Source organism: Sphingomonas sp. Leaf37 (genome assembly GCF_920939475.1).
Classification (GTDB): Bacteria; Pseudomonadota; Alphaproteobacteria; order Sphingomonadales; family Sphingomonadaceae; genus Sphingomonas.
Genome location: NZ_CAKLAX010000001.1, coordinates 170,420 through 192,440, shown reverse-complemented (window position 1 = coordinate 192,440; position 22,021 = coordinate 170,420). Strand labels below are relative to the sequence as shown.

General features: G+C 67.8%; 19 protein-coding genes. 4 read left to right on the top strand and 15 right to left on the bottom strand.

The genetic code is table 11. From position 1 onward, the window contains the following. Nucleotides 1-42 precede the first annotated feature (42 nt). The 5 genes from LRA87_RS00705 to LRA87_RS00685 are packed head-to-tail and all read right to left on the bottom strand — an operon-like array spanning nt 43 to nt 5,966. The gene (locus tag LRA87_RS00705) at nt 43-894 is read right to left on the bottom strand and encodes an HpcH/HpaI aldolase/citrate lyase family protein (protein ID WP_230628496.1); all 852 of its coding nucleotides are present in this window, start codon (nt 892-894) and stop codon (nt 43-45) included. Then, nucleotides 891-1,343: a MaoC family dehydratase gene (locus LRA87_RS00700; protein WP_230628495.1), complete on the bottom strand. Its 453-nt coding sequence runs from the start codon at nt 1,341-1,343 to the stop codon at nt 891-893. The genes LRA87_RS00705 and LRA87_RS00700 overlap by 4 nt, the downstream gene beginning before the upstream one ends. Then, the gene (locus LRA87_RS00695; RefSeq protein WP_230628494.1) at nt 1,343-3,196 is read right to left on the bottom strand and encodes an acetyl/propionyl/methylcrotonyl-CoA carboxylase subunit alpha; all 1,854 of its coding nucleotides are present in this window, start codon (nt 3,194-3,196) and stop codon (nt 1,343-1,345) included. The genes LRA87_RS00700 and LRA87_RS00695 overlap by 1 nt, the downstream gene beginning before the upstream one ends. A gap of 5 nt (nt 3,197-3,201) precedes the next feature. After that, nucleotides 3,202-4,797 (bottom strand): carboxyl transferase domain-containing protein, encoded by a 1,596-nt coding sequence (locus tag LRA87_RS00690; protein ID WP_230628493.1) that lies wholly within the window; start codon nt 4,795-4,797, stop codon nt 3,202-3,204. Continuing rightward, nucleotides 4,797-5,966 carry an isovaleryl-CoA dehydrogenase gene (locus LRA87_RS00685; RefSeq protein WP_230628492.1) on the bottom strand — a complete coding sequence of 390 codons (1,170 nt, stop codon included), beginning with the start codon at nt 5,964-5,966 and terminating at the stop codon, nt 4,797-4,799. The genes LRA87_RS00690 and LRA87_RS00685 overlap by 1 nt, the downstream gene beginning before the upstream one ends. Nucleotides 5,967-6,059: 93 nt before the next feature. Here LRA87_RS00685 and LRA87_RS00680 point away from each other — a divergent pair, with 93 nt between their 5' ends. Continuing rightward, nucleotides 6,060-6,971 (top strand): LysR family transcriptional regulator, encoded by a 912-nt coding sequence (locus LRA87_RS00680; RefSeq protein ID WP_230628491.1) that lies wholly within the window; start codon nt 6,060-6,062, stop codon nt 6,969-6,971. A gap of 29 nt (nt 6,972-7,000) precedes the next feature. After that, nucleotides 7,001-8,083, top strand: a complete 1,083-nt coding sequence (locus tag LRA87_RS00675) for a LacI family DNA-binding transcriptional regulator (protein ID WP_230628490.1) — start codon at nt 7,001-7,003, stop codon at nt 8,081-8,083. On the opposite strand, the gene LRA87_RS00670 is transcribed toward LRA87_RS00675, so the two are convergent. The 10 genes from LRA87_RS00670 to LRA87_RS00625 form a co-directional block, all read right to left on the bottom strand. Beyond that, entirely contained in the window at nt 8,007-8,999 is a 993-nt protein-coding gene (locus LRA87_RS00670) for a glycosyltransferase family 2 protein (protein ID WP_230628489.1), read from the bottom strand. The genes LRA87_RS00675 and LRA87_RS00670 overlap by 77 nt on opposite strands. After that, complete coding sequence (locus LRA87_RS00665) at nt 8,954-9,862, bottom strand: polysaccharide pyruvyl transferase family protein (RefSeq protein WP_230628488.1); 909 nt, start codon at nt 9,860-9,862, stop codon at nt 8,954-8,956. The genes LRA87_RS00670 and LRA87_RS00665 overlap by 46 nt, the downstream gene beginning before the upstream one ends. Then, entirely contained in the window at nt 9,859-10,926 is a 1,068-nt protein-coding gene (locus LRA87_RS00660; RefSeq protein WP_230628487.1) for a glycosyltransferase, read from the bottom strand. Before LRA87_RS00660 ends, LRA87_RS00665 begins: the two co-directional genes overlap by 4 nt. Beyond that, on the bottom strand, nt 10,923-11,843 hold the full coding sequence (locus LRA87_RS00655) for a galactosyltransferase-related protein (RefSeq protein ID WP_230628486.1): 921 nt from the start codon (nt 11,841-11,843) through the stop codon (nt 10,923-10,925). The genes LRA87_RS00660 and LRA87_RS00655 overlap by 4 nt, the downstream gene beginning before the upstream one ends. 14 nt (nt 11,844-11,857) lie before the next feature. Next, nucleotides 11,858-12,991 carry a glycosyltransferase gene (locus LRA87_RS00650; protein WP_230628485.1) on the bottom strand — a complete coding sequence of 378 codons (1,134 nt, stop codon included), beginning with the start codon at nt 12,989-12,991 and terminating at the stop codon, nt 11,858-11,860. Next, complete coding sequence (locus tag LRA87_RS00645; RefSeq protein ID WP_268934812.1) at nt 12,988-14,988, bottom strand: HAD family hydrolase; 2,001 nt, start codon at nt 14,986-14,988, stop codon at nt 12,988-12,990. Before LRA87_RS00645 ends, LRA87_RS00650 begins: the two co-directional genes overlap by 4 nt. A gap of 122 nt (nt 14,989-15,110) precedes the next feature. Next, on the bottom strand, nt 15,111-15,785 hold the full coding sequence (locus LRA87_RS00640) for an alpha/beta fold hydrolase (RefSeq protein ID WP_230628484.1): 675 nt from the start codon (nt 15,783-15,785) through the stop codon (nt 15,111-15,113). 39 nt (nt 15,786-15,824) lie between these two features. Further along, nucleotides 15,825-17,126 (bottom strand): CitMHS family transporter, encoded by a 1,302-nt coding sequence (locus tag LRA87_RS00635; protein WP_230628483.1) that lies wholly within the window; start codon nt 17,124-17,126, stop codon nt 15,825-15,827. A 37-nt stretch (nt 17,127-17,163) separates the two neighbouring features. After that, nucleotides 17,164-18,666, bottom strand: coding sequence for an OprO/OprP family phosphate-selective porin (locus tag LRA87_RS00630; RefSeq protein WP_230628482.1), 1,503 nt, complete (start codon nt 18,664-18,666; stop codon nt 17,164-17,166). Next, nucleotides 18,663-19,760 (bottom strand): ABC transporter substrate-binding protein, encoded by a 1,098-nt coding sequence (locus tag LRA87_RS00625; protein ID WP_230628481.1) that lies wholly within the window; start codon nt 19,758-19,760, stop codon nt 18,663-18,665. Before LRA87_RS00625 ends, LRA87_RS00630 begins: the two co-directional genes overlap by 4 nt. Before the next feature lie 95 nt (nt 19,761-19,855). Here LRA87_RS00625 and LRA87_RS00620 point away from each other — a divergent pair, with 95 nt between their 5' ends. Together LRA87_RS00620 and LRA87_RS00615 are read left to right on the top strand one after the other, a co-directional pair. Beyond that, nucleotides 19,856-20,521, top strand: coding sequence for a response regulator (locus LRA87_RS00620; RefSeq protein WP_230628480.1), 666 nt, complete (start codon nt 19,856-19,858; stop codon nt 20,519-20,521). After that, entirely contained in the window at nt 20,511-21,932 is a 1,422-nt protein-coding gene (locus LRA87_RS00615; protein WP_230628479.1) for a sensor histidine kinase, read from the top strand. The genes LRA87_RS00620 and LRA87_RS00615 overlap by 11 nt, the downstream gene beginning before the upstream one ends. Nucleotides 21,933-22,021 lie beyond the last annotated feature (89 nt).

Genomic DNA, 22,021 nt, shown 5'->3' with positions numbered 1-22,021 from the left:
ACGCCCCCATCCTGTCGAGACCGGATGGCAACTTGACGTTCGCTACGACGCCTCGCCTGCACGATCCAATATCCTGCGGGCCTGCTTCAGATGCGGCGCATCCACCATCCGGCCATCGACCTGCAACGCACCCGCGTCCGGCGCCGATGCGAAGGCGGCGACGATCGCGCGCGCCTCGGCGACCTGCGCCGCATCGGGCGTGAAGGCGGCGTTGATCGTCGCCACCTGCGTCGGGTGGATCGCCATCATGCCGGTAAAGCCATCCCGCGCCGCCGCTCGCGCATAGGCATCGAGCCCGTCGAGATCACGGAACGCCGGATAGACCGTCTCGATCGCCGCTACGCCCGCCGCATGCGCGCCGAACAGCGCCAGCGCCCGCACCATCTGATAGGGCGCGGTATGGCGCCCGTCCGCCTCGCGCGACGTCGCAGCCCCGATCGCCGCAGGCAGATCCTCCGCTCCCCAGGTCAGCCCGGCGAGCCGCACCCCCGCACCGGCATAGCTACCCAGCTGAAAGATCGCCGCCGGCGTTTCCGTGGCGATCGGCAGGATCGGCGCATCGATCCCCGCCGTCGCCAGCCGCGCTGCCAGCAAGCGAACGCTGTCCGCCCCCTCCGCCTTCGGCATCACGATCGCGTCGGGCGACAGGCCATGCAGCGCCGCGAGGTCGTCCGCCAACAGGTCGCTATCGAGCGGATTGACCCGCACCAGCACCGCCACCCCGCCACGTGGCCCGTGCACCCGCTCCGCCACCGCAGCGCGAGCGACCTGCTTGGCCGATGCCGCCACCGAGTCCTCCAGATCGAGGATCAGCGCATCGGCACCACTCGCCGCGGCCTTGTCGAACCGCTCCGGCCGGTCGCCCGGCACGAACAGCAGCGACCGCAACCTCATGCAGCAGATCGCTTGATGAGCGCACTGCGCAGGCATTGGCACACGATCTCATCGCGCTGGTTGAGCATGCGATGCGTGAAGGTGACGATGCCCGCCTCCGGACGCGACCGGCTGTCCTTCAACTCATGCACTTCGGTCTCGGCGCGCAGCGTATCGCCGAGGAAAACCGGCTTCGGCATCACCAGTTTGTCATAGCCGAGATTGGCGACCAGCGTCCCCAAAGTCGTGTCGCCCACCGACAGCCCGACCATCAGCGCGAAGGTGAAGGTGCCGTTGACGAGGATCTGCCCGAACTCGCTCGCCTTCGCCGCTTCCACGTCGAGATGCAGCGGCTGCGGATTATGCGTCATCGTCGAGAACAGCAGATTGTCCGTCTCGGTCACCGTCCGGCGGATCTCGTGGACGATCCGGTCGCCCACCGTCCATTGGTCGTAAAAGCGCCCGGCCATCACTCCGTCCCCTTGTCGATGCGGGCCAGCAACGTGCCCTCCGGCACCTGCGCGCCCTCGCTGACCTTCAGTTCGGCGACGACGCCATCGAACGGCGCCAGCAGCGCCTGCTCCATCTTCATCGCCTCCAGCACCAGCATCCGCTCGCCCTTGCTGACCGCCTGCCCCGCGCTCACCAGCACCGCGATCACGCGCCCCGGCATCGGCGACACGATCGCCCCGTCGCCCTCACCGCCGCCGGCGACATGATCGGCACGGCGTGGCCCGAAGCCCCAAGCCTCGCCATCGAGGAACAGCACGCCATCGGCGACGACCGCATTCTTCCCCGGCGCATCGGTGACGAGATACGGTTTGCCCGCAACCTCCACCTCGACCTGCGACGACGGCGCGGCATTGGCGCGAAACCCGCGCAGGCTCGTCCACGGATCACCGGTCGCAACCGGCAGGATCGCCGCCGCCGCCGCCGCCAGCACCGCGGGCGAAGGTTCGGCCGGCGGGATCAGCGCATCGGCATGCCGCTCGATAAAGCCGGTATCGACCCGCCCCGCGACGAAGTCCGGATGCGCCGCCGCCCGCGCCAGAAACGCGGCATTGGTCCTGACCGGCCACACCTGCGTGCCCCGCGCCGCCGCCGCCAGCTTCGCCGCCGCCTCGCGCCGGCTGGAGCCATGGACGATCAGCTTCGCGATCATCGGATCGTAATAAGGCGTCACCGCGCCCCCTTCCTCGACGCCGCTGTCGATGCGGACACCATCGGGAAACCGCAGCCGGTCGAGCGGCCCGGTCGACGGCAGGAACCCGGTGGACGGATTCTCGGCATACAGCCGCGCCTCCATCGCCCAGCCATTGATCGACAGCTCGTCCTGAGTGCGGGGCAACGGCTCACCGGACGCGACGCGCAATTGCCATTCGACCAGATCCTGCCCGGTGATCGCCTCGGTCACCGGATGCTCGACCTGCAACCGCGTGTTCATTTCCATGAACCAGATGCGGTCGGCACGCAGGCCGTCCGACCCGTCGGCGATGAACTCGATCGTACCCGCGCCGACGTAATCGACCGCACGCGCGGCCTTCACCGCCGCATCGCACACCGCCGTCCGCGTCGCCGCATCCATGCCCGGCGCGGGCGCTTCCTCGATCACCTTCTGGTGGCGGCGTTGCAGCGAACAGTCGCGCTCGAACAGATGCACCGCCTGCCCGTGGCGGTCGCCGAACACCTGCACCTCGATATGCCGCGGCGACAGGATATACTTCTCGATCAGCACCTGCGCGTTGCCGAACGACGCCGCCGCCTCGCGCTGGCAGCTCGCCAGCATCTCCAAAAAATCTGCCGCGGCGTCGACCTTGCGCATGCCCTTGCCGCCGCCGCCGGCGACCGCCTTGATCAGCACCGGGTAGCCGATCGCATCCGCCTCCGCCTGCAACCGCTCCGGCGACTGGTCCGCGCCCAGATACCCCGGCGTCACCGGCACGCCCGCCGCGATCATCCGCTCCTTGGCGGCATCCTTCAGCCCCATCGCCCGGATCGCGGCGGGCGGCGCACCGACCCACACCAGCCCGGCGGCGACCACCGCCTCGGCGAACTCGGCATTCTCGGACAGGAAACCGTAACCGGGGTGGATCGCCTTCGCGCCGGTGGCGCGCGCGGCTTCCAGCAGCCGGTCCTGCCGCAGATAGCTATCGCTGGCGGCGGCGGTGCCGATGCACACCGCCTCGTCCGCCTCGCGGACGAACGGCATGGCGGCATCGACATCGGAATGAACCGCGATCGTCCGCACGCCCAGTCGGCGCGCGGTGCGGATAATACGGCGGGCGATCTCGCCGCGATTGGCGATCAACAGGCTCTCGATCATCACCATCACATCCGGAACAGGCCGAACTGCGCGCGCTCGGGGATCGGCGCGTTCAGCGTGGCGGAAAAGGCAAGGCCCAGCACGTCGCGGGTCTGCACGGGATCGATGATGCCATCGTCCCACAGCCGTGCGGTGGCGTAATAGGGATTGCCCTCATCCTCGTATCGCTGGCGGACCGGCGCCTTGAAGGCCTCGGCCTGTTCGGGCGTCCACGTCTCGGCGTCGCGGTGGACGGTGGCCAGCACGCTCGCCGCCTGCTCGCCGCCCATCACCGAGATACGGGCATTGGGCCAGGTGAACAGGAATCGCGGACTATAGGCACGCCCGCACATGCCGTAATTGCCCGCGCCGAAACTGCCGCCGATCAGCACCGTGATCTTCGGCACCGACGCGGTGGCGACCGCGGTGACCAGCTTCGCGCCGTTCTTGGCGATCCCCTCCGCCTCGTATTTGCCGCCGACCATGAAGCCGGAAATGTTCTGCAGGAACAGCAACGGCACCCGCCGCTGGCACGCCAGCTCGATGAAATGCGCACCCTTCAGCGCCGATTCGGAAAACAGCACGCCGTTATTGGCGAGGATCGCGACCGGCATGCCCCAGATGCGCGCGAACCCGCAGACGAGGGTGGTGCCATACAGCGCCTTGAACTCATGAAATTCCGACCCGTCGACGATCCGCCCGATCACCTCGCGCACGTCGTACGGCGCACGCACGTCCTGCGGCACGATGCCGTACAGCTCCTGCGGGTCCAGCTTCGGCGGACGCGGCGCGGTGATCTCGATATCGACCGACTTGGGTGTGTTGAACGTCGCGACGATGTCGCGGACGATCAGCAGCGCATGTTCGTCGTTCTCGGCGACGTGATCGACCACGCCCGACTTGCGGCCATGCGTGTCCGCCCCGCCCAGTTCCTCGGCCGAGATCACCTCGCCCGTCGCCGCCTTCACCAATGGCGGTCCGGCGAGGAAGATCGTGCCCTGATTGCGCACGATCACCGTCTCGTCCGACATAGCGGGCACATAGGCTCCGCCTGCGGTACAGCTCCCCATCACGCAGGCGATCTGCGGAATCCCCTCCGCCGACATCTGCGCCTGGTTGAAGAAGATGCGGCCGAAATGCTCGCGGTCCGGGAACACCTCCGCCTGATGCGGCAGGTTCGCACCGCCGCTATCGACCAGATAGATGCACGGCAGCCGGTTCTGCTGCGCGATCTCCTGCGCACGCAGATGCTTCTTCACCGTCATCGGGAAGTAGGCGCCGCCCTTCACCGTCGCATCGTTGGCAAGGATCATGCACTCGCGACCCGACACCCGGCCGATCCCGGCGATCACCCCCGCGCCCGGCGCGCCATCGTCGTACAGGCCGTTCGCCGCCAGCGCCCCGACCTCCAGAAACGGCGAACCCGGATCGAGCAACCGCTCCACCCGGTCGCGGGGCAACAGCTTGCCGCGCGCTACGTGGCGCGCGCGATGCTGCTCCGACCCGCCCAGCGCGGTCTGCGCCACATTGGCGCGCAGCGTTTCGGCAAGCGCGCGATTATGCGCGGCGTTTGCCCGGTGATCGTCCGAAGTCGGGTCGATCAGCGTGGATAGCGTCGTCATTACTGCGCTTTCGGGGCGTCGTGACCGATCAGCTCGCGTCCGACGAGCATCCGCCGCACCTCGTTGGTCCCGGCCCCGATATCGAGCAGTTTGGCGTCGCGCCAATAGCGTTCGACCGGCCAATCCCTGGTGTAACCCGCGCCGCCCAGCGCCTGGATCGCCTCGTTCGCGACCTTCACCGCATTCTCCGACGCGAACAGGATACACCCGGCCGCATCGAACCGCGTCGTCCGTCCCGCGTCGCACGCCTTGGCGACCGCATAGACATAGGCGCGCGACGTATTGAGCGCGACGTACATGTCTGCGACCTTCGCCTGCATCAGCTGGAATTCGCCGATCGGCCGGCCGAACTGCCTGCGCTCGCGGACATAGGGCAGGACGACGTCGAGGCACGCCTGCATGATGCCGAGCTGGATGCCCGACAGCACGACGCGTTCATAGTCCAGACCCGACATCAGCACTTTGACGCCGCCGTTCAGCGGCCCCATGACCTGTTCGTCGGCGACGAAGCAATCGTCGAAGACCAGCTCGGCGGTCGGCGACCCGCGCATGCCGACCTTGTCGATCTTCTGGCCGATCGAGAAACCGGGCATCCCCTTCTCGATCAGGAACGCGGTGATGCCTTTCGATCCCGCATCGGGGATGGTTTTCGCATATACCACCAGCGTGTCGGCATACGGCGCGTTGGTGATCCAGAACTTGGTGCCGTTCAGCCGATATCCGCCATCGACCCTGTCGGCGCGCAGCTTCATCGATACGACGTCCGATCCGGCACCGGCTTCCGACATTGCCAGGCTGCCGACATGCTCGCCGGAAATGAGCCTGGGCAGATACTTCGCCTTCTGCTCGGCATTGCCCCAGCGGCGGATCTGGTTGACGCACAGGTTGGAATGCGCGCCGTAGCTCAGTCCGACCGAGGCGGAGGAACGGCTGATCTCCTCGCACGCGATCAGATGCTCGAGGTAGCCGAGGCCCAACCCGCCGTCTTCCTCCTCGACGGTAATGCCATGCAGGCCGAGCGCACCCATCTCGGGCCACAATTCCCGGGGGAAGCTGTCCTCTGCATCGACCCGCGCGGCGATCGGCTCGATCCGGTCGAGCGCGAAGCGGCGTGTCGTATCGCGGATCGTGTCCGCCATCTCGCCGAGCCCGAAGTCCAGCTCTGCCATCTCACTCTCCTGCCTGTCGTTGCCATGACGTGTAGGACGATCCGGGCCGCCCGCAAAATTGAAAGGGCCGGAAGAAGAGCATAGAGCCTGTCTATGATCGACCGCTATCACCTGCGCTATTTCCTGTCGGTTGTGGACACCGGCAATTTCTCGCGCGGGGCGGCGGCATGCAACGTGTCGCAGCCGACGCTGTCGGTCGGCATCGCCAGGATGGAAGCCGCGCTGGGTCGCCCCCTGTTCAACCGCACCAATCGACGGGTCGAGCTGACCGAGGCCGGTGTCCGACTGCTGGCGCATGCCCGGATGATCGAGGGGGAATTCGCCGCCGCGGAACGCGAGGTCGCCGGCACGGTCGACGTGCGCACCATCCGGCTGGGGGTTCTGTCGACGACGCCGAGGCGCTGGATCGAGCATGTCCTGCGCGAACGCCGCGCCTTCCCCACCGGCGACCGGATCGAAATCGTCGAGGGCAGCGAACGCGACTTGCGCGGCCGGCTGGCGCGCGGCCGCGTCGACGCCGCGCTGACGATCGTCCGCGACGACGACGATGCCGATACGCTGCGGCCGATCCTGACCGAGGGCTATGCGCTGGCGCTGGGCGCGGCGCATCCGCTCGCGACGCGCGGCAGCGTCCGGGTCGAGGAACTGCTCAACGACCCGATGATCGTCCGCCGCCACTGCGAATTGCTGTCAGAAACGAGCCGCTTCTTCACCGCGCGTGGTATCCGGCCGTTCTTCCCGGCGCGCACCACCAGCGACGACAAGGCGTTGAGCTATGTCCGGGCGGGAATGGGCGTGACGGTGATGCCCGACGGCTTTCGCGAACCCGGCGTCGCGCGGGTCGCCCTCGAAGGGTTCGATTTCACCCGGACGCTGGGCCTGATCCATGCCGCGCATGTCGATCCGCATGCCGCATCGTACCGCCAGATCGCCGATGCCCTGATCGCTGCCGCGGCGGCCGACGATACCGGACGCGACTTGGCACCGCGCCACGACCGCCGCTAGGAAGGGGCAACGAAGGAGCAGGCGGGGCAGTGACAGACGACACGAAGCGCCGGACGGTGCCGCAGCGGCGCGCAACGATCACGGACGTCGCGGACCATGCGCACGTGTCGAAGAAAACGGTGTCGCGCGTCATCAATCGCGAAACCGGCGTCAAGCCGGCAATGGTCGAACGGGTCGAGCGCGCGATCCGCGAACTGCACTTCAGCCCCAATCCTCAGGCGCGCAGTCTGGCACTCGGCCGGTCGTTCCTCGTCGGCCTGATCTACGAAAATCCCAGCCCCACCTATGTCGTCAACATGCAGCTCGGCATCCTGGACGTGTTGCGGCCTGCGGGGATGGAACTGGTCGTCCATCCCTGCCGGCAGGAGGCGCCGACGCTGCTCGACGATATCCGCAGCTTCATCGAACGCCAGCGCCTGGACGGCGTCATCCTCCCGCCGCCGCTGTCCGAAGACGAGAGCCTCGTGACACTATTACGCCAAACCCGCTGCCCCTACATCCGTATCGCCTGCGCTCCGCTGGATGAGCCTGCGGTCATGGTGGTGAGCAACGACCGTTCGGGCGCGCGACAGGCGGCGTTGCGCCTCGCGGACCTGGGCCATCGCCACATCGCCCTCGTCCGCGGGCCGGTCGGCTATCTGTCCTCGCACGAACGTGGACAGGCGTTCGTCACCGCGTTGCGCGACCGGGGAATCGCGATTGATCCCGCCTGCGATGTGGCGGGCGGCTATACGTTCGAGGGCGGCGTCATCGCCGGCCACCGCCTCCTAGAACTACCTCTCCCCCCCACGGCAGTCTTCGTGCTGAACGACGACATGGCGATCGGCGTGATGCAGGCCGCGCGGGAGCGGGGCCTGAATTTGCCCGACGATCTGTCCATCATCGGTTTCGACGATCTGCCGATGGCAGCACGGATGTGGCCCAATCTGACGTCCGTGCGTCTGCCAGTTCGTGAGATGGGCGCTGCGGCGTCAGGCAAATTGCTGGCGATCCTGGCGGGCGAAACCGATAGCGGCGGCGATCATCCAGTGGAGCCTATGCTGATCGTCCGGCAATCGGACGTCGCCTGTGTACCCGCCGGGCGGGGGCGACGGACATCCTCTCGCGCATAGCGGACCATATGTAGACTGCGAGACCCCGGACGATGTTGCGTAGCCGAAAGGCGTGGAAAAAGCGGATCGACTCGAACGGCCGTGGCCCCGCCCGCAAATCCCCGACAACGTTGCCGATGTCCCTGAACAGCGTGCGGACGATCCGCGCGTCGTAGAGGATATGCTTGGCGTAAAGCGCGCCGTCGCCGAACGCATAGCCCGCGAGCAAAGTGCGGAGCGCGGCGGGCGACCGACGGCCATGGTGATGCGCGACGGCGAAGTGCGGATCGTAGCGGACCGGGACCCCGCACCCCATCGCGCGGAATAGGAAGTCTGTATCCTCTGCGGCTACGAATCGCGCGCCGGCGCCGAAGCGCTCGTCGAACGGCCCGACCCGATCCACGACGTCGCGCGTGAATGCGAGGTTGGCGCCCATCACGAAGCCGCCGGGAAACGCGTCAGGAGAGGCGAGCATCGCATGATCTTCCAGCTTGATGGTCACCGGCAGATCGGCCTCGTCGCCAAGTAGAATGCGGCCGCCGATCACCATTGGCGCAGGCACGTCGGCGAAGCGCTGAACCAGCAGTGCGAAGAAGCTGCGATCGAGGACGCAATCGTCGTCGGTCATCGCGACGATACGCCCCGTCGCTCGTGCCAGTCCGGCGTTGCGCGCCCGGGCCAATCCCGGCCTCGACTCCTCTACGATCGTCACCGCGAACCGTTGTTGCACACGCCACGCCGCCAGCCGCGTAGTCGTATCGTCGATCGATCCATTGTCGACCACGATCACTTGCAACCCGTCGAAGCCATCCGCGGCAAGGGTGATCGACGCCAGCGTGCGATCGAGCGAAATGCCGCGGTCGCGCGTGCACAGCAGCAGGCTGACGTGGGTCATGCCCGCCTTGCGCGGTCCAGCAGCGGCGATTGCGCCGTCCACGCAGCGATATAGGCGGACAGCTTGCCGTAGTCATTGTCCAGTGCGACATGCGGGATGTCGAGCAGGAGCGCGAGGATATGCGCGTGGAGCCGGTCGGTGACGATCCGCCGTCCGCGTGACAGCAACGCCAGCCCGCGATCGACGCGCGCCGCGGCGAGCCGCCCGTAATGATCCGCCCGCGTCTCGTCCCCGCGGACCGACGGCAAAGGTCCATCATCCAACCAGTCGACTACCATGGCATCATCCGTCTCACCCAGCGTCGCCGGATCGTGCGCGGCGCGTTCGTCGTCGGTGCGCATCAGCATCAGTATACCGCGATCCGCCGCCCCGCGCACCTGCCGCCCGAGGGCGAAGGCGCTGTCGGGAGCGAGATCGACCGGGCAATCCCACCTCCCGCGCGCCAGTTCGAGGCTGGGGCGGTCCCGGACATAGAGGTGGAAATCCGGATGTCGCGCGATCGTCGCACCGAACGCGGCCATGCCCTGAGGATCGCGGAAGTGGATGGATTGCGGCAATTGCACGATGGATCGACCATGCACCTCCGTCAGGACACGCTCGCGGAACGACTGGTGATGACGCCAGATGTCGCCCAGATTGCCGCCGCCGTGCAGGAAAAGCGTGCCGCGTGGGCTCGCGGCGCAGAACGCCGCCATGTCGAAGCCGTCCCAGGTGCAGACGTAATCGGGATCCTTGCCGGTGAGGCGGCGTAACATCGTCACCTCGCCCAGCCAGATCGCGCTGTCGCCGACATTGGCGTGATCGGGAAAGTCGACCAGCGCGTAATGGTCGCCCGGGCCGACGTGGCGTTGATACATCGCCAGCAGCGCCGCCTGCTGTCGTGCCACGACATCGATCGTCGTCATGCCGTGAGCAGCCGCGCCTGCGAGACCCCGGCATACAGCGCCTCGCAGCGGTCGAGCCAGATATCGCGCGTGAACAGCCGCTCGACGCGCGCGCGCGCAGATGTACGGGGGATCGTGATGGCATCCCGGATCGCTCCCGCCAGCGCCGCGACATCGTCTGCAGGCGCGAACATCCCCGCTTCACCGATCACCTCGCGTGCCGCACCGCGATCGAAAGCCGCGACCGGCAAGCCGCACGCCATCGCCTCGATCGCGACCAGCCCGAATGGTTCGTCCCAGCATGGCGTGAAAACGAACACCCCCGCCTTGCCCAATTCGGTCGCCAGCGCGTCGCCCTCCAGATGGCCGCCGTAACGCACCTTCGGCCCCAGCAGCGGCTCGACCTCCGCCGCGAAATACTCAGGGTCCTCGATCGACCCGAACAGCGTCAGCGGGACGTCCGCACGCAGCGCCGCCTGCGCTGCGAAATGCGTCCCCTTGTTGGGCGTGATCCGGCCGCACCAGATCGCTCCTTTGCCGGTATCGGCAAACGGCCATGCGGCGGGATCGATGCCGTTGTGCAACACCGACGCTTCGGGTGGCGGGTCGTCGGGGAACCACGCGCGCAACTGACTGTGTGACGTCACCGTAAGGCGGTGGGTCGGCGCCGGGCTGGCCTTCACGAACCAGTGCAGCGCATCATATGGAGGGACGTGGAGGGAGGTAACCGTGGGCACGCGCGCGGTCCGCGCGGGCTCGATCGGAAAGCGGTGCAAGCTGTTGTTGTGCACGACGTCAAACCCGCCGGCTGCGATCCGATCGCACGCCGCATCATAGCCGGCGTCGAGATGCGCGATCAGTGGCGCCGATCCGCGATGCTCCGCCCAGGGGAACGTTCGTTCGTAATGCCGGTCGATCACCGGATCGATCGTGAAGCGGGGGTCGCTGTCGCCGGCCGCGAACAGCACGACATCGTGTCCGCGTGCGGCGAGCCCCTCCGCCAGATACCAGCTGTGCGATTCCATCCCGCCCATGAACGGTTGTGCGATCCGCTGTCGGACATGGGCGAGTAACGCGATCCTCATGCAGCGACGCGATCCGTATCCATCGCACGCGCCTCCAGCACCCGGATCACGCTTGCGGTATTGGCATAAGGCTGATGACTTTGCTGCCCGGTCAGCGCGAAATCGTCGGCGTCGGGGCGGCGCAGGATGCGGATCGGCGCGCCTTCGGCATCGTCGACAAGTCCCATCAGGCGAAAGGCGTAGAGCCAGTGTCCCATGGTCCGGTAGCCCCAGCGTGTCTCGAACAGCTCCGCATTGCGCACGACGCTGTCGATATGGTGGACCGGCGGCATGTGATGGGGGTGATATTGGTGATGGGCCAGCCCGCCCCTGATCCAGGCGATCGGCACGCCGGCGGTGTCGAGTACCTTGCCGAAGTCCGTGTCCTCACCGCCGTAGCCGCGATAGCCCTCATGAAAGCCGCCGACGCGCAGAAAGGTATCGCGTCGCATAGCGAAGTTGAGCGACCAGAAGCAGCGATAGTCGTTACACAGTTCGATCCCCTCTGCCGGCGGCCCGCGCCGGTCGGAATGGCGTACGGCGACATCCGCGAACCCCGCGCTGTCCCAAGTGCCTGCGGTCGCGCCGCCCGGCAGGTACATCACCTCGCCCATCAGCAATCCGTCGAGTTCGGCCAGCCGGCGTGCATAATCGGCGACCAGTGTCGGCGTCGGGATGCAGTCCATGTCGAGAAAGATCAGCGCATCGCCCTTTGCCGCACCGGCCGCAGCGTTGCGAGCGGTGGCGAGCGGCAGATCGCCGCCCGCGATCATCAGTTGCCGGATCGGGAACGGTGCGTCCGGAAGATCATAGGCACTGTCCTGGATAACCGCGACGATCAGTTCGACCGGCGGTTGCGTCTGCCGGGTCAGACCGATGACGAGGTTGCGAAGATGATCGGGCCGGCCACCGGCCAGCGTAACGACGGAAACGGACATGGGCGATACTCCGGTCAGATCGAACGTTCGGGATCGGCGATGGCGACCCGTTCCGGCCACAGCCGCGCAGCCAGCATCTCCAGCCATGCGGCGGCATCCGCGGCGGGCGCATCGGCGATCATCGCGCGCTGCCGTTCGGGTCGATGCGTAACCAGCGTCTCGACGATCGCCTGCGTCCAGGCATCGGCGGAAGACGGCAGATGCGGGCGCACGCAGGCGACGCCGGCCGCAGCGAGCGCATCGGCCTTGCGATGCTGTTCATCGAAATAGCGCCATTCCGGCACCGCCAGCCACGGCCGGGCAGCGGCGAGGATCTGCTGACACGTCGTGTTGCCGGTAGAGGCGATGACGAGGTCCGCCGCGGCGACGTGATCGGCCGCATTGTCCACCCAGCCGCGATGCTCGATGTTGGTCGGCTCGGTCGCGTGCCAGTCGCGGACCACGGGGCCGATCGTCATCCAGCGCGCAGAGGGACGGCTACGCGCACCGACGCCCAGCGGCGCCTGACCGAAGCCGCCGCCGCCGCCCCCCGCCATGACCAGGATCACCTCTTCGTCCGGACCGACGCCGATCCGCTGGCGTGCAAGTTCGCGCTCCGGCACGCGCGTATCAACGCCGAGTCCGCCGGCGAAGCAGGTGCGCGCGCGCATGTCGGCGTCCCATTCGGGCTGCGCGAGATCGGCGTGGAAGGCGGCGAGCAGCCCGGCCGCACCATCATAGGCGGCACGATGACCGGCATCGCTGCGGTCGCCGTGTTGCAGCACCTTGACGTGCGGCACGCTGCAGATGCGCGCAAGCTGCGCGACCTCTGCCGACACGTCGCAGATCATCAGCGCCGGGTTCGCCTCGACGAACCAGCATGCCATCGTCGCCATCGCCTCGCGGATGCCGGGCCAGCCGAGCGGCGCGCAGTGCAAGGTCGACGGAGTCGGCACCCAGTCTGCCGAGGCGAGTTCTCCCCCGGTCGGTTCGAACAGCGACGGGATGCGGACGATCGTCGCCTGAGCCGGCAAGGGCGGGAAGATGTCGTCGCGCGCGCAGAAGATCGTCAGCGGCCGGTCCACCGGCAACGCGTGCGCGATCGCGGCGCAGCGTTCGGCATGGCCGCGACCCTGATGATGGACGAAATAACCGAACGGGCGCGTCATGCGGCGATCTTCGACGGAGGGCTTGCCAGACCCAGCCGCTCCAGCCCCTCGATCACACCCGCGGCATGATGCCGCTTCGCCCGGTACAGGCCGGGGCGCGGCGTGAGGCCGGCGAGTTCGTGACCGGCATTGCCGACGACGATCGCCGTGCCGCAGCGTTCCAGCATGTCGATATCGTTGCCGCTATCCCCCGCCGCGATGCAATCCGCAAGCGTCAGACCGACACGTGCCGCATAGGCTGCGATTGCTGCCGCCTTGCCGCCTGCAGGTGCCAGCACATCGATCAGCCGTCCGTGCGAAAAAATCACGCGCGCCGACAGTCCCTCCGCCGACAGCGCCGTCCGGATAGCTGCCGCATCTACCGCATCGCCGAAGAAGCTGAGCTTGTGCGGACCGGCCGTCGCCTCCGCCTGGGGAGTGAGATCCAGTGGTTCCAGCGCGGCCCGGACCCCAGGCATATCCCAATCTGCATCCAGCGACCGTCCGTACGCGTCGCACGCCCGCCACGTGCCATCCGGCCCGACGAGCATGATCCGCGTTCCGACATCGGTGATGAAGGCATCCGGCTCCGGCAGATGCCATTGCGCCAGCACTGCCCGTGCCTCGGCGAACGATCGGCCGGTGGCGACGACGAAGTGCAATGCGCTGGCCCGCCGCCATTGCGAGAATGCTTCGGCACTCGCGGCGCAGCCTGTCAGCGTGTGGTCGATATCGCACGCGAGCAACGCCGCCTGCCCTCGCAGGCTGCGGTAGACCGCTACCGATTCGGCCGCATAGCGGCGCCAGTCGTAGCGATGATGGTTCGCCAGAGCGGCGACGCGGAAGCGAGCATGCGCGGCGGCGTCTCCGATCACTTCCCGGCACGCGACGGCGATGGCGGCAGTGTCGCGCGGATCGACCAACAGCCCGTGGCCGATGGTCGCCAGGATTTCGCGAGGGCCCCCGTGGCGGGTGGCGACGACCGGCACGCCCGCTTCCGCCGCTTCGATCAGGGTCAGCCCGAACGGTTCGTGCAGCGCCGGATTGACGAATACGCCGCCTGCCGCCGCGCGGCGATACAATGCCGTCACATCGGCTGCGTCGTGTCGCGCCGGCAGGGCGACGCGACCTCGCAAAGCGGGAGTGGCGCACAACCGGTGCAGGTCCGCTCGCACCGCACGTTCCTCCGCCGAAGCACGGCCGTCGTCCTGCCCGGCAAGGATCACGAGGTTAGCCTGCGCCTGCAACAGCGGATCGGCCGCATACGCGCGGACGAGACCGGCGAGGTTCTTCTTGGCGACGGGTCGCGCGATGGCGAGAATGATCGGCAGGTCAGGTCGGTCGACCATCTCGCCGAGCCGATCGACCAACGTCGGAGCATCGGGGTTGCTCTGGCGCTGTGGCACCCCCGGCGCGATGCAGCGGATGCGGTCGTCCACCGCCACGCCGTAAGCCCGCACCTGCCGGTCGGCCTCATCATGGGTGGAGACGATCAAGGCGTCTGCTTGCGCGATCGCCCGTCGCTCGGCCGCGATCCTTGCGTCGAGACCCGCATCGCCCAGCCCTTGCCCACGCTTGTCGATGGCCAGCGCGTGCGGCGTATAGACGAATGGAATCCCGAAGCGCCGGCGAGCCTCGATCGCTGCCACGACCGCGTCGGCAAAATGCGCGTGGATGACGTCGGGCAAAACCGGCAGCATATCGAGATACCGCCAGAACGCCGAGCAGAATGCCGGCAGTTCGGCCGCAAGCGCCTCTTTCTCGAGATAACGTGGACTGTCGGTCGCAATCCGGTCGATCGTCACCCGATCAGCGACGATTTCGCGAGCCATGGCGTGGTTCGACGGCAGGTTCTCCTCCGCGAAGCTTCGCGTCACGAGCGTGACCTGCTCGACGTCCGTCAGCGCCGCCTGTGCCAGCGCTGCGTCCATCACATAGGCCAGATGGCCCCCGGAATCCGCCGTAATGCCAAAATCGATCGGAGGGGCCTTCAGGCAGCCCCCCAAAGCCAAATGCATTATGAACAAGGCGGCCCCATTTCGTTAGGCCGGTGTAACGATCAGAGAAGCCGTTGTTTCCGGTAGTTGATCTGTATCAATACCTTATGATGTTGCGTCCGTTTCATCATCGGGTTCTGCCCTCAGGACGGCGGCCGGACCCCAGATTGCAACCATTCCCGCAGCAGCATCGTCACCTCGCCGGGCCGCTCCATCGGCGCGAGATGTCCGCAATGGCGCAGTTCGTGAAAGCGGGCTTCGGGAATGCGATCGGCAAGCGCTCGCGCGTCGTCCGGCAGGCAGATACGGTCGCGATCGCCCACCGCGACCAGTGTCGGCACGTGCACGGCGTCGATTGCAGGGCCGATATCCGGCCGGGCCAGCAACGCACGCTGTTGGCGTTCGAACACCTCGGCCCCCACCCGCTCTGCCATCGCCTGCACCGGCCCGCTGATGATCGAGGTCAGCATCGGGTCGGCGTGCGGCGCGGTTGCGAGCATCCCCTGCTCGCGCACGGTGCGGGGTCGCATCCGCATCGTCTCGCGGGTGCCGAACAGCGCGATGCGGTCGATCCGCTCCGGCGCCTGCCGCACCATTTCCAACGCCACGTAGCCGCCGAGGCTGACCCCCGCGACCGCGAATCGCGGGGGCGCATAGGCGAGCACGCGCGCCGCCATGCCCGCCAGCGTATCGTCGACGGTGAGGTCGCCCAGTTCGGGATGCGCGACATCGCCGAGGTCGACCACCTGCCGCGCCCAGAGTTGCCCGTCGCAACCCATGGCGGGGAGCAGGACGAGGGGAATGGATCGACGGATCATGATGCGATCTCCTGCACGGGGCCGGGCGTATTCATCGGATCACCCGACGAACGGGAAGGCGAGGACCAGCATGCCGACGACGGTCATCACCGCGCACACCATCATCGCCGGGATCAGCGTGAAACGCTGGTGGTCGGCCAGATCGACGCCCGCCAGACTGACCAGCAGATAGGTCGACGGCACCAGCGGGCTGAGCAGGTGGACCGGTTGTCCCATCAGCGATGCGCGCGCGATCGCCATCGGCTCCACCCCGTAATGCGTTCCCGCCTCCGCCAGGATCGGCAGCATCCCGAAATAGAAGGCGTCGTTGGAGATGAAGAAGGTGAACGGCAGGCTGAGCAATGCGGTGATCGGCGCCATATAGGGGCCCATCACCGGCGGGATGAAGCCGACGACCTCCTTGCTCATCGCCTCCACCATGCCGGTGCCGGACAGGATGCCGGTGAAGATGCCCGCGGCGAAGATCAGCGACACGACCGACAGGACGTTGCCGGCATGCGCGGCGATCCGCTCCTTCTGCTCGGCGACCTGCGGATAGTTGACGATCATCGCCACCGCGAACGCCAGCATCATCAGCACCGACAGCGGCAGGATGCCCGATACCAGCCCGGCGAGCAGCACCACCGTCAGCGCGCCGTTGAACCAGCGCAGGTGCGGCCGGCGCGCCTCCGGGAACTGCGACACGGCCATGCCGCTGAACGCGGTCGGCTCGTTCGTCTTGACGTGGCCGATGCGGGCCCGCTCCTTCCGCCCGAACCAGATCGCCAGTCCGACCAGAAAGCCGAGCCCCGCGATCATGCCGGGGATCAACGGCAGGAACAACGTCGCCGGATCGAGCTTCAGCGCGCTCGCCGCACGCGCGGTCGGCCCGCCCCAAGGGGTCAAATTCATGATGCCGCTGGTCGTCATCAACAGGCAGCACAGATACAGCCGGTTCATGTCGTACCGCTTGTACAGCGGCAACAGCGCGGCGATCGTGATGATGTAGGTCGTCGATCCGTCGCCATCCAGGCTGACCATTGCGCACAGGGCAACGGTGCCGATCAGGATCTTCAGCGGATCGCCGTGGACCAGCCGCAACAGGCGGTTGACCAACGGATCGAACAGGCCGGTGTCGGTCATGATCGAAAAGAAGAGGATCGCGAACAGCAGCATCACGCCGGTCGGCGCGAGGTTCTTGATGCCGTCGATCATCATGTCGCCGACGCCGCCTGCGAAGCCGGCGATCAGCGCGAAGATGGTGGGAACGACGATCAACGCGACGAGCGGCGTCATCCGCTTCGTCATGATGAGGGTCATGAAGGTGGCGACCATCAGGAAGCCGTACAGGGCAAGGCTCATGCGATGCTTCCTTGGCGGGAGGTGGAGCGGGACAACATCAGAAGGTCACCGCGACGCGAGCGCTCACGGTTTCCCCGTCGTCGGGGCCCATGAACGCGCCGCTGCGATTGTCGGTGTTCCAGTGGATCGCGTTGACCTGGATGCGGGTGAAGCTGTTGAGGTACCAGTTGACGCCGACGGTCGCCGCCCAGCCCTCTCCACCGGTCAGCAGGTCGGTGAAGTCGAGATCCTCGTAGCGCGCGGTCAGCTCGATCGCGCCCGCCCCGCCCTCGAACAGCGGATCGAGGACATGGGGCTGGCCGAAGCTGCCGAGGCGCGGATTGTACGGCGGCAGGTCGCCGGTGATGAACCAGCCGCCCGACAGGCTCCACGCCTTGCTGACGAAGTCCGGCCGGCCGCCGTCGAGCCGCGCATTGCGTCGCCCGGCCTCTCCCATGATCCAGACCGGTCCGGCATAGCCGCCCAGTTCCGCGCCATAGCCGGTGGTGCCGGTGCCGCCGGTCAGCGGCCCGCTCGACACGCGCAGCGCGCCGTTGAAGCGACCGCCGATGACGGTGTTGCGGGTCAGCGTCGTCGCCGCGCTCGACAGCGACTCGTCGAAGCCCCACAGGCCGAGGTGGAGCACGCCGCTCGCGGTCTTGATCGGGTTCCAGTGGACGCGCCCGAGCAGCGTGCGGCTGTCGCTGACCGCCTGATTGCCGTCGACGCGGTCTCCGGTGACGGTCAGCGACGCGTGGCCGGTCTTCCAGAACAGGCGTGGCATGATGCCGATGCCATAGAAGCCGCGCTGCGGGATAATGGCGGTGGAGACGGTGCTGCGTTCCATGAACGGCGTCGAATCCGACCCCGTCGACCCTTCGAAGGCGCGATCGTTGAACAGATGGCCGGCGCGGACATCGTAATCGAGGCCCGCCGCGATGCGGTTCCGCCAGCCGATGAAGGCGGTGACGACATCGACCTCGTTCTCGGAGAAGTCGCTTTCGAACTGGTAGAAGAAGTGCGTGCCGACGCCGCCCTCCAGTCCCAGCCGAAGCGCGCGCATCCCCGTGGTGGTGATGTTGCGGCCGTCATATCTCGACCCGAAGCTGGAGCTGACATCGGTCAGGATGCGGCCGCGCGGCTTGAACGTGTAGACGCCGTCCGCCGAGTGGAACACCGGCAGCCCCGCGCCCCATTCGGTGGTGACGCCGGCATCGTTCGCCTCCCGCGCCCGCGCGACGTCCCGCTCGGCGGGGCCGGGGGGCACGAGTTGCGGCGCGAACGGCGCGGTGACCTGCGGGCGACGGGTCTGCTGCGCGACCTGCACCGGCGCGGGGGCGCTAGCGGAGGTGGGTGCCACCGTACCTGGGGTGGCGGGCGCCGGCATGGCCGCGACCTGTTGCGCGCCCTCCAGCCGGTCGAGACGCGCCTTTAATGCCGCGATCTCCGCGGCCTGCGCGCGGACGAGGGTCGCCAGTTCGTCCGCGCTGGGTGTCTGGGCCAGCGCCGGGGTGGCGACGACGAGCGCGATTAGCGCGCAACCGGTACGCAACAGGGTCATTTTACGAGGGCTCCTTCGGAGAGGATGGCAGTCCAGTCGGCGAGGAAGCGCCGACGCTTGATCGAGTCGAGATTGACGAGCAGCTGCGGTCCGACGCGGATCGGTCGGGCGCGGTCGGCACCCAGACGCGGCGCACGCACGTCGGTGCGCACCGGCAGCAGCCATTGCCGCGCGAGCAGCGTCTGCCCGGTACGCGACAGCAGGAAATCGAGGAACAGCCGCGCCGCCGCCGGATGCCGGGCATCGCGCGCGATGAAGGCGACGCGAGAGGCGACCAGGGCATAATCGCGCGGGAAGACGACGCCGATCCGGGGATCGCGGCGGGCGCGGGTCAGCGCATAGGGCCCGACGACATTGTACGCGATCGCCGCACGCCCGCTGGCGACCGCGTCCAGCATCGGTCCCGTGGTACGCGACAGCAGCGGCCGCGTCGCCGCGATAGCCCGAAGCAGCGAGCGGGTGTCGCGGGTGATCGCATAATCCTCGGTCAGGTACAGATAGCCGACGTTGGATCGTGCCGGGTCATAGGTCGCGACCTTGCCCGCGAAGGCGGCACGGCGGGCACGCAGCAGCCGCTCGAACGCCTCGTGCGTGTGCGGCACGTCGGCGGGGGCGATAAGTCGCTTGTTGTAGACGAAGGCGACCGGTTCGGCGGTGACGCCATAGCCCATGTTCTTCCACACCGCGGCGGGCGGCAGCGCAGGCTTTTCGGGGCTCTGATAGCTTTGCGCATAGCCGTCGTTGATCAGCTTCGCCTGCAGATCCATCGCCGACGACCAGACGAGATCCGCGGTGGGACGGCGGGCACGCGTCTCCGCGACGACGCGGCGATAGATATCATGCGATTCGAGGTCGCTGTAGGTCACGCTGACGCCGGGCCAGGTGCGCTGGAACGCCGCGATCACCGTTGCCATCGCCGACGCGTCGGCGTTGCCGTAGACGTGCACGCCCCGCTCGGTCCGCGCCTCCGCCACCAGCGCATCGTAGGAACGCGGGTAGCCGGCGGGGCGCTGCGCGGCCGTGGGCACGGGCACGGCCAGCATCAGAACGGGCAGTGTCAGGATCGACATCATCGAAAACAGGCGGTGCATCATGCAAGCTCCTCTCGCTTCCCGCCTCTACGTTCGGGTAAGCCAACGAGCATGGGCTACACCGGCAAGCTGTCATCAACCTTTCACGGACCGGCCCCTTGCGAATCCTGATCGTCGAGGATGACGCACCGCTCGCCCGCGGCATCGTCGCGCTGCTGCGTATCGCGGGCCATGCGGTCGATCACGTCGCGACGGGCGAGGACGCGCTGATGGTCACGGCGGACGAGGACTACGCGCTCGTGATCCTCGACGTCGGGCTGCCGGATCTTGACGGGTTCGCCGTGCTGAAGGCGTTGCGACGGCGGGGCGAGCGCGTGCCGGTGATGATGCTGACTGCGCGCGATGCGCTGGACGACCGTGTCCGCGGGCTCGATCTGGGTGCCGACGACTATCTGCGCAAGCCGTTCGCGCCGGAGGAGCTGGAGGCCCGCATCCGCGCGCTCGGCCGTCGCCGGGGTGGCGATCCGACCCCGGAACTGGTGGTGGGAACCCTGGCGCTCAACCGCTCGACCGGAGAGGCGCGGGTCGGTGACCGGGTGCTGGACCTGCGCCGCCGCGAACTGTCCGTGCTGGACGCCCTCGCCACCCGCGCCGGCCAGATCGTCACGCGCGAGACGTTGCAGGCGGAGGTGTTCGGCTTCGACGAACCGGTCGGCCCCAACGCCATCGAGGTGAACATCACGCGTCTACGCGGCAAGCTCGCCCCCGACGGCCCCGCTATCCGCACGGTGCGCGGTGTCGGCTATCTGCTCGATGTCTCCTGATCCCCGCACCCCGGAACGCGGTGGCGCACTGGCGTTACGCACCCGGCTGCTCGCGACGATGCTGGCGCCGCTGCTCGTCATCGCGCTGCTGCTGGGACTCGCGGGCGCGACGCTGATCGCCGACGTCGTCCGGCGCACCAACGACCGCGTGCTGGGCGGCGCCCTCGGTGCGATCGCCGAGACGGTGCAGGTGGAGCGCGGCGAGGTGACGCTCGACCTGCCTGCCGCCGCCTTCGGCATGCTGGAGAACAGCGAGCGCGACAACGTCTATTACCGTGTCGCCGTCGGCGGCCGGCTGCTCACCGGCTATGCCGACCTGCCCGCCCCCGACATCGCCGATCTCGCGATCGACACGCCGCAGTTCCGCTTCGCTAGCTATCGCGACCAGCGCATCCGCATCGCAGAGGTACGTCGCGCGTTGCCGCGGATCGCCGAGCCGGTGATCGTTCAGGTCGCCGAGACGCTCGACGGGCGGGCCGCGCTCCAGCGGCGGCTGATGATGGCGCTGCTGATCGGCGAGATCGTACTGGTCGGCGTGGCGATGCTGCTGATCCGGCCGGCGCTAGCATGGAGTCTGCGTCCCCTGTCGCGGCTGCGCGGTGCGGTCGCGTCGCGCGATACGCGGGCGACGCCGGACCTGTCGCCGCTCGATGCCGGGCCGCTGCCGGCCGAGTTGCGCCCGCTCGCCGATGCGTTCGACCATCTGCTCGCCCGCCTCGATACCGCGACCGAGGGGGTACGACGGTTCACCGCCGATGCCTCGCACCAGATGCGCACCCCGCTTGCCGTACTGAAGGTACAGGTCGCGCTCGCCCGGCGCGGCGATCCGCAGGCACTGGGTGAGATCGCGGACGCCGCCGACCGGCTCGAACGGCTGGTGACGCAATTGCTCGCGCTCGCCCGCGCAGAGGAAGCCGGCGCCTCGCCCCCGCTCGAACGGGTCGACCTGCGCGAGGTCGCCGTGGCGGTCATCAACCGCCGGATCGCGCAGGCGATCGAAGCGCGGGTCGACGTGCACCTCGACGCACCCGACGAGACCGTCGTCATCGCCAGTCACCGGACGTTGTTGTTCGAAATCCTGTCCAACCTGCTCGACAATGCGATCCGCTACAATCGTCCCGGCGGCATGGTGGCGGTCAGCATCGCATCCGACGATGCGTCCACCTCGATCGCGGTCGCCGACGACGGGCCGGGCCTGCCCGACGCCGACCTTGCCCGTATCGGCGAACGCTTCGTCCGGCTGGCGAACGGCCCCGGCAATGGGGGCGGCGGCAATGGGGGCGGCAGCAAGGACGGTAGCGGTCTGGGCCTCGCCATCGTCCGGTCGGCCGCGCAGCGACTGGGAACCGATCTCGACATCACGAACACGCGCCCGGGATTGCGGGTCACCTTGCGCTTCCGGACGGCATGACTTCAATCCCGCGGATCGTGACCGCGCCTGCGTTTACCTGTTGATCTCGCCACCGAAACGATGATGGTAGGCCGTCTGGCAAGGGGGCA